The sequence below is a fragment of the Streptomyces albidochromogenes genome (assembly GCF_005981925.1).
GTDB classification, from domain to species: domain Bacteria; phylum Actinomycetota; class Actinomycetes; order Streptomycetales; family Streptomycetaceae; genus Streptomyces; species Streptomyces albidochromogenes.
Genome location: NZ_VBVX01000361.1, coordinates 1 through 5,965, shown reverse-complemented (window position 1 = coordinate 5,965; position 5,965 = coordinate 1). Strand labels below are relative to the sequence as shown.

Sequence of the window (5,965 nt, the reverse complement as noted above, 5' to 3'; positions counted from 1 at the left end):
CGCCGGGAGCGGCCCTGCCGACTCCGGACGACCGGCGTCGGCGTACCGCGCCCGAGAGGACCCCTGTGAAGTTGAGCGAGTTGCTGGCCGGCCACGACCACGAGGTCCTCGCGGGGGATCCGGACACGCCGATCACCGCCGGCACCTGCTTCGACGCTCACCGGGCCACCCCGGGCACCCTGTTCATCGCCGTACCCGGGCACGTCGGCGGCGGACCCGAGGCGGTCGGACCCGCGCTGGCGCGCGGCGCGGTGGCCGTGCTCGTCGACGCCACGAACCCGCCCGTCCCGGCGCCGGTGCCCGCCCCGGGCGTATGCGTCGTCCGCGTCCCTGACACCAGGAAGGCCGCGGCGGCCGTCGCCTCCCGGTACTACGGGGAGCCCGGACGGGCCATGGACATGGTGGCCGTCACCGGCACCAACGGGAAGACCTCGGTCTCCTACATGGTCGAGTCGCTGCTGCGCATCGCCGAGGGGGCCGTGGTCGGCGTCATCGGCACGGGCGGCAGCCGCATCGGCGACGAGGTGATCCCCATGCCGAGGTCGGTGCTGACCACGCCGGAGTCACCGGACTTCCAGTACCTGCTGGGGCGCATGCGGGACCGCGAGGTCTCCACCGTCGTCCTGGAGGCCACGTCGATGGGGCTGCTGACCAACCGGGTGGACGACTCGTTCCTCGACGTCGGCGTCTTCACCAACCTGACCCAGGACCACCTGGACGACCACGGCACCATGGAGAACTACCGCGACGCCAAACTGCGCCTGTTCGACGGGCTCTGCCGCCGCGCGGTCGTCAACGTGGACGACACCGTGGGCGCCTCGATCGTGGCGATGATGCCGGGCCGGGTGACGACGTACGCCCTGGACACGGAGGCGGACTACCGGGCCACGGACCTGGTGATGGACAGCCGCGGCACCCGGTTCACGCTCCACCACGCCGGCCGCGCGCACCCGGCGGCGATTCCGGTGCCCGGCCGCTTCTCCGTCGCCAACGCCCTCGCCACCGTGGCGGCCTGCCACGTCCTCGGCCACGACCTGTGCGGCCTGATCGCCGCACTCGACCGCATGCCGACCGCCCCGGGCCGCTTCGAACGCTTCGAGACCCCGGGCGGCACATCCGTGATCGTGGACTACGCCCACTCCCCGGACTCGCTGGAGAAGGTGCTCACCACCATCCGGGGATACGCCGAGGGCCGGATCATCACCGTCTTCGGCTGCGGCGGCGATCGCGACAGCACCAAGCGCGCGGAGATGGGCGAGATCGCCGGCACCCACTCCGACCTGTGCGTGGTGACCTCGGACAACCCCAGGAACGAGGCCCCGCAGGAGATCCTCGACCAGATCACCCCGGGCCTCGTCGCGACCGGCACCCCCTTCGAGCGCATCGCCGACCGGCGCGAGGCCATCGCCCACGCCCTGTCCGCCGCCGGACCGGGCGACACCGTGCTGGTCGCGGGGAAGGGCAGCGAGCCGTTCCAGATCGTCGGCGAGCGGCTGATCCCGTTCAGCGACATGGCCACGGTGCGCGAACTCAGCGAGGGGTGACGGCGTCCGGGGCCGGCCGGGCCCCGGCGGGTGCACGGGTCGTCAGGGCGTGGTCCGGGTCGATCCGGGCCGCTCCTCGTACGCGTAACCGGTCACCCACGTGATGTCGAGCTGCGCGGACGAACCGGGCGCGGCCGCCGGGCCGTACAGCGCGCTCTCGTTCTGCAGGACCCACGACAGCGGCTCGGACGGTATGCCGCGCGTGCTCGACCCGACGAGCACGCCGTCCAGGTAGTAGCGGACCTCCTCCGGCGTCCACTCGACGGACGTGGTGTGCCAGTCGGTCCAGCGCGCCCCCGTGGCGAACCTGTCCTGCCGCCCGCCGTCGCACGGGTGGGTGAACGCGGTGATCGTGTCGGTCCAGTTCTGCTCCGGGAAGTCCATCTCGCACCCGCCGCCGTACCAGAGATGCGCCGACTTGTAGCCCGGCGCTGCCTTCACCACCCGGAAGCGCTCGCTGAACTTCCCGTACGTCCGCTCCATCAGCTTCTTCGGCACGACGGCCGCGGCGTGCACCGGCCCGCCGTCCTCGGGCCGCCACATGCGGATGCTCATGCGCCCGTCGCCGTTCTCGGCGGGTCCGACGCTGACCGTGTCCTCGGGGTGGTAGGCGCCGCCCACCGACCGGACCGCGTTGCCGTCGGCGCCGGACGTCGCGGTGTCCTGCCAGCTGCTCGGGTACGCCCACCAGTCCTCGCGGTAGGCGCCCTCCAGGCCGGCGCAGTACGCGTCCTTCGTGTCGGCGTGGTGGTCGCAGTCGCTGAACGAGCCGAGCGGCACGCTGTCGCCGTTGAAGTCCTCGGCGAAGACCTGCCGGAAGGGGCCGCAGTCGCCGCGCGGCATGCTGTCACCGACCGTGCGGCAGGCGTCCTGCGAGGGCGCGGTCGCGCCCGACGCGGGCAGCAGCCACGCGAACACGAGGGACACCGAGACCAGAGCGAGCGCCAGGGCGGCCGGCAGGAGACGCCGCCTGGGGCGCCGGTGCGTGGGTACGGTCATGGCCCGGTCCTCCCGATGCCGCTGCCTGTTCCGACGGTGCGCCCCATACCGTACGGCGGCCGCGCCGCCCCGTACACGGGCCGGAGGGGATTCGCGGCGCCGGCGTGTGGCCGGGGGAGTGAACCGGGGGCGCGTTTGGCGGGCACCGCCGTGCGCGCGAGGGGCCCGGGGCCGACGCTGAGTCCATGTCTCATCACCTCAGCGGACCGAACCTGCGCTCGCCCATGGACGACGCCCGGCTGGACCTGACGGATCTGTTCGTGTTCACCGTGCCCGGCGACCGCACCGCCCTGATCATGAACGTCCACCCGATCGCCCCGGCCAAGGGTGCGGCGTTCCATCCGGACGCGGTGTACCGCATCGATGTCGACATCGACGGTGACGAACGGGCCGACGCGGCGTTCAGCTTCGTCTTCTCGCCGCCCGCCGACGGGCAGCAGACGGCGAGCGTGTACTGGGCGACCGGGGCGCAGGCCCGCAGCCGCGAACCGGGCGGACAGCAGATCATCGCCGAGGCACCGGTCTCCTTCGGCCCGCGCCCGAACGTGATCGAAGCGGGGCCCTACCTCTTCTTCGCCGGGCTGCGCAGCGACCCGTTCTTCGCCGACCTCGACGGGATCGTCAAGGACTTCCAGTGGACCGGCGTCGACTGGGGAGCCGACAAGAACGTCCTGGGCATCGCCCTGGAGATCCCGAGCGAGGAGCTCGACGCCGACCCCATCGGGGTCTGGGCCCGGGTGAGCGTGCGTCAGGAAGGGCGGCTCAAGTCCGTCGACCGCGGCGCGCACCCCTCCCTGACGGCGTACTTCAACGCCGACGAGGTGAAGAACGCGTACAACGAGGGGGAGCCGGTGGCGGACTGGGACACCTACCACGCACCGTGGACGGAGGTCCTGCGGCACACCGGCGGTTACGACGCGCGGACCGCCGAGGAGGTCCTGCGCACGGTCCTGCCGGACATCCTGGTCTACGACCGGGGACGTACGGCCGCCTACCCCAACGGCCGCACCCTGACCGACGACGTCACGTCCGCGCGTCTCGCCATGATCTCGGGCGGGAAGGTCGCCGGCGACCACATCGGCCCGCACACCGACCTGCTCCCCGAGTTCCCCTACCTCGGCCCTCCCCACCTCGGCCCGGCGGCCGGCTAGTCACGGTCCGCGGCGGGGGCCGGCGACGGTGGCGACGCGTGCTGGGCGGCGAGGCGCACCGGCGCGTTGTCCGTGCCGAAGCCCCGGTAGCCGCCGACGCGCTGCACGATCTCGAAGAAGACCCGGCCGACGGTGACCGTGCACAGGTGCAGGAACTCGCCGTACTCGTCCCTGTCGTACATCAGCCCCAGCTCGCGCAGTTCCCGGTGCCGCTCCTCGCCCAGGTCGAAGCGGGCCCGCAGGTCGTCGTAGTAGTTGCCGGGGACGGGCAGCAGCACGTCGTCGGGCAGCGCGCGCAGCCGGCGCGCGGTCGCCACGATGTCGTCGTCGGCGAGCGCGATGTGCTGCCCCGGCAGAGCCCGCGCCCCGACCGGCGCGATGTCGAGCGTGAGACGGACCGCGCCGGCCGCGTCGGACATGGCGCGGCTGCGCAGCAGACCGTACGGATCGGCCACCTCGACGCTCTCGTGCGGCTGGAGCCCGAGCACCGTGCGGTAGAACAGCGCCGCCTCGTCGAACTGGTCCCAGGGGTGCCCCAGTGCCACATGGTCGATGCGCCCGACATGGCCCGAGGGCGGTGACACCGCGTCGAAGGGCTCGCGCCAGACCGCCCGGCCGGTGTCGCAGAAGAACAGCTCGGTGCCGTCCGGCGCCGCGACGGCGTCGAGCCGCGCCTCGCCGGGAGCACGGTGGCGGGCCAGGACCGGCGCCAGCAGGGCCTGGGCCCGCTCGGCGGACAGCGCCGGGTCCGCCGACTCCAGCCCGATGGCCACCAGCGAGGTGTCGGTGGGGCTCTCGGGGTGCACCCGGCTGAGGAGGATCCTCGCCCGGCCCTGCTCCCACAGCTCGATCGGCCTGGTCTCGTGCTGTCCCGTACGGGCGAACCCCAGCGCACCCAGCAGGCCGCCCAGGCGCTTGTGGTCACGGGTCGCCAGCTCGGCGAAGGCGAACCCCTCGGGCTGCGCGGGCCGGGGCAGCGGAGAGCCGGTACCGAGCACGCGCGCGACGGACTCCTCCAGCGCGATCAGGGACCGCATCGCGTCGACGGCCGTCCGCCCGGCGTCCGCCTGCCGGTACCCGTCGTTGAAGACCTCCAGCGACAGCGGGCCCGCGTAACCCGTGCGCAGCACATGGGCGAGCAGCCCGGTCAGATCGAAGCCGCCCTGGCCGGGGAAGCAGCGGTAGTGACGGCTCCACTGGAGTACGTCCATGGCGAGCAGCGGGGCGTCGGCGAGCTGGAGCAGGAAGATCCTGTCGCCGGGAATGGCCTCGATGCCCCCGGGGTCCGAACCGCGCGACAGGATGTGGAAGCTGTCCAGGCAGGTGCCGAGGTTCGGATGGTCGGCCATCCGTACGATCCGCCAGCCGTGCAGGTACGTGTCGACATGCCGGCCCCACGCCAGCGCCTCGTACGCGACCCTGATGCCGTGTTCCGCCGCCCGCTCGGCCAGCCGCCGCAACTGCTCGGCGGCGAGCGCGTCGTCGTCGGCGCAGCCGGGGGAGACGTTCGAGCAGACGAGCATCAGGTCCGTACCGAGCCGCTCCATCACCCGGAACTTGTGCTCGGCCCGCCGCAGATGGTCCGCGAGCCGGTCCGTGGCGACCGCCTCGAAGTCGCGGAAGGGCTGGTACGCCTCGACGCGCAGGCCCAGGCTCTCGGCCCGCTCGCGGATCCGCTCCGGCGGCAGCGGGCAGCCGAGCAGGTCGTTCTCGAAGATCTCCACGCCGTCGAACCCGGCCCGGGCGACGGCCTGAAGCTTCTCGGTCAGGGAACCGCTGACCGAGACGGTGGCGATGGACTTGCGCATGCGGGGCTCCTGCCGGGGCGGCGACGAAGGGCGGCCGGGGGCGGACGTCCCGGCCGCGACGGGCTCACGCCCCCTGAACGACCGGAGCGCGTGCCCGGCCGGGACGACGGCCGGCCCGCCGTCGTCCAGAGTGAGGCAACCGGGCGCCCCGGCCCGTCGCGGCGGCGCCGTGTCGAGCGGCGGGTAGACCACACCGGCGACCCGGAGCCCCGGATGCAGCAGCGGGCGGCGCGTGCCGACCGGGTGAACGGCCACACCTGGGAGCCCGCCTGCCCCGGGGCGTGGCGCGCGCGGGACGCTGCCGCCCCCGCGTCGCGGTGCGCCGTAACGTGGTCGAGGCCGCGACCGCGCCGCCCCAGGTGCCCGCCTGATGCCTCGTCACCTCAGCGGCGCCGGCTGTTCTCCCCGAGGACCCCGCCAACCCCTGGCGCCCCGGTGCGCGCGCGGCAATGCTGTGGTGACA

General features: G+C 73.4%; 4 protein-coding genes. 2 read left to right on the top strand and 2 right to left on the bottom strand.

The genetic code is table 11. The annotated features are described in order from the left end of the window. Positions 1-65 precede the first annotated feature (65 nt). Positions 66-1,544, top strand: a complete 1,479-nt coding sequence (locus E2E34_RS30005; protein WP_138905018.1) for a UDP-N-acetylmuramoyl-L-alanyl-D-glutamate--2,6-diaminopimelate ligase — start codon at positions 66-68, stop codon at positions 1,542-1,544. 42 nt (positions 1,545-1,586) lie between these two features. Here the strand turns inward: E2E34_RS30005 and E2E34_RS30000 are convergent, their stop codons facing one another. Continuing rightward, the gene (locus E2E34_RS30000; protein ID WP_138905017.1) at positions 1,587-2,543 is read right to left on the bottom strand and encodes a glycoside hydrolase family 16 protein; all 957 of its coding nucleotides are present in this window, start codon (positions 2,541-2,543) and stop codon (positions 1,587-1,589) included. Positions 2,544-2,728: 185 nt separating this feature from the next. Between E2E34_RS30000 and E2E34_RS29995 the strand changes: the two genes are divergently transcribed. After that, positions 2,729-3,694, top strand: a complete 966-nt coding sequence (locus E2E34_RS29995; RefSeq protein WP_138905016.1) for a DUF4331 family protein — start codon at positions 2,729-2,731, stop codon at positions 3,692-3,694. Here the strand turns inward: E2E34_RS29995 and E2E34_RS29990 are convergent. After that, a complete protein-coding gene (locus tag E2E34_RS29990; protein ID WP_138905019.1) occupies positions 3,691-5,502 on the bottom strand; it encodes a bifunctional sugar phosphate isomerase/epimerase/4-hydroxyphenylpyruvate dioxygenase family protein in 1,812 nt (603 codons plus the stop codon). The two genes, E2E34_RS29995 and E2E34_RS29990, sit on opposite strands and share 4 nt — an antisense overlap. Positions 5,503-5,965: the final 463 nt, after the last annotated feature.

What these genes read in the sequence shown, in the direction of transcription:
- E2E34_RS30000 (WP_138905017.1), bottom strand. Translation starts at nt 2,543, where the DNA reads ATGACCGTACCCACGCACCGGCGCCCCAGGCGGCGTCTCCTGCCGGCC.
- E2E34_RS29995 (WP_138905016.1), top strand. Translation starts at nt 2,729, where the DNA reads ATGTCTCATCACCTCAGCGGACCGAACCTGCGCTCGCCCATGGACGAC.
- E2E34_RS29990 (WP_138905019.1), bottom strand. Translation starts at nt 5,502, where the DNA reads ATGCGCAAGTCCATCGCCACCGTCTCGGTCAGCGGTTCCCTGACCGAG.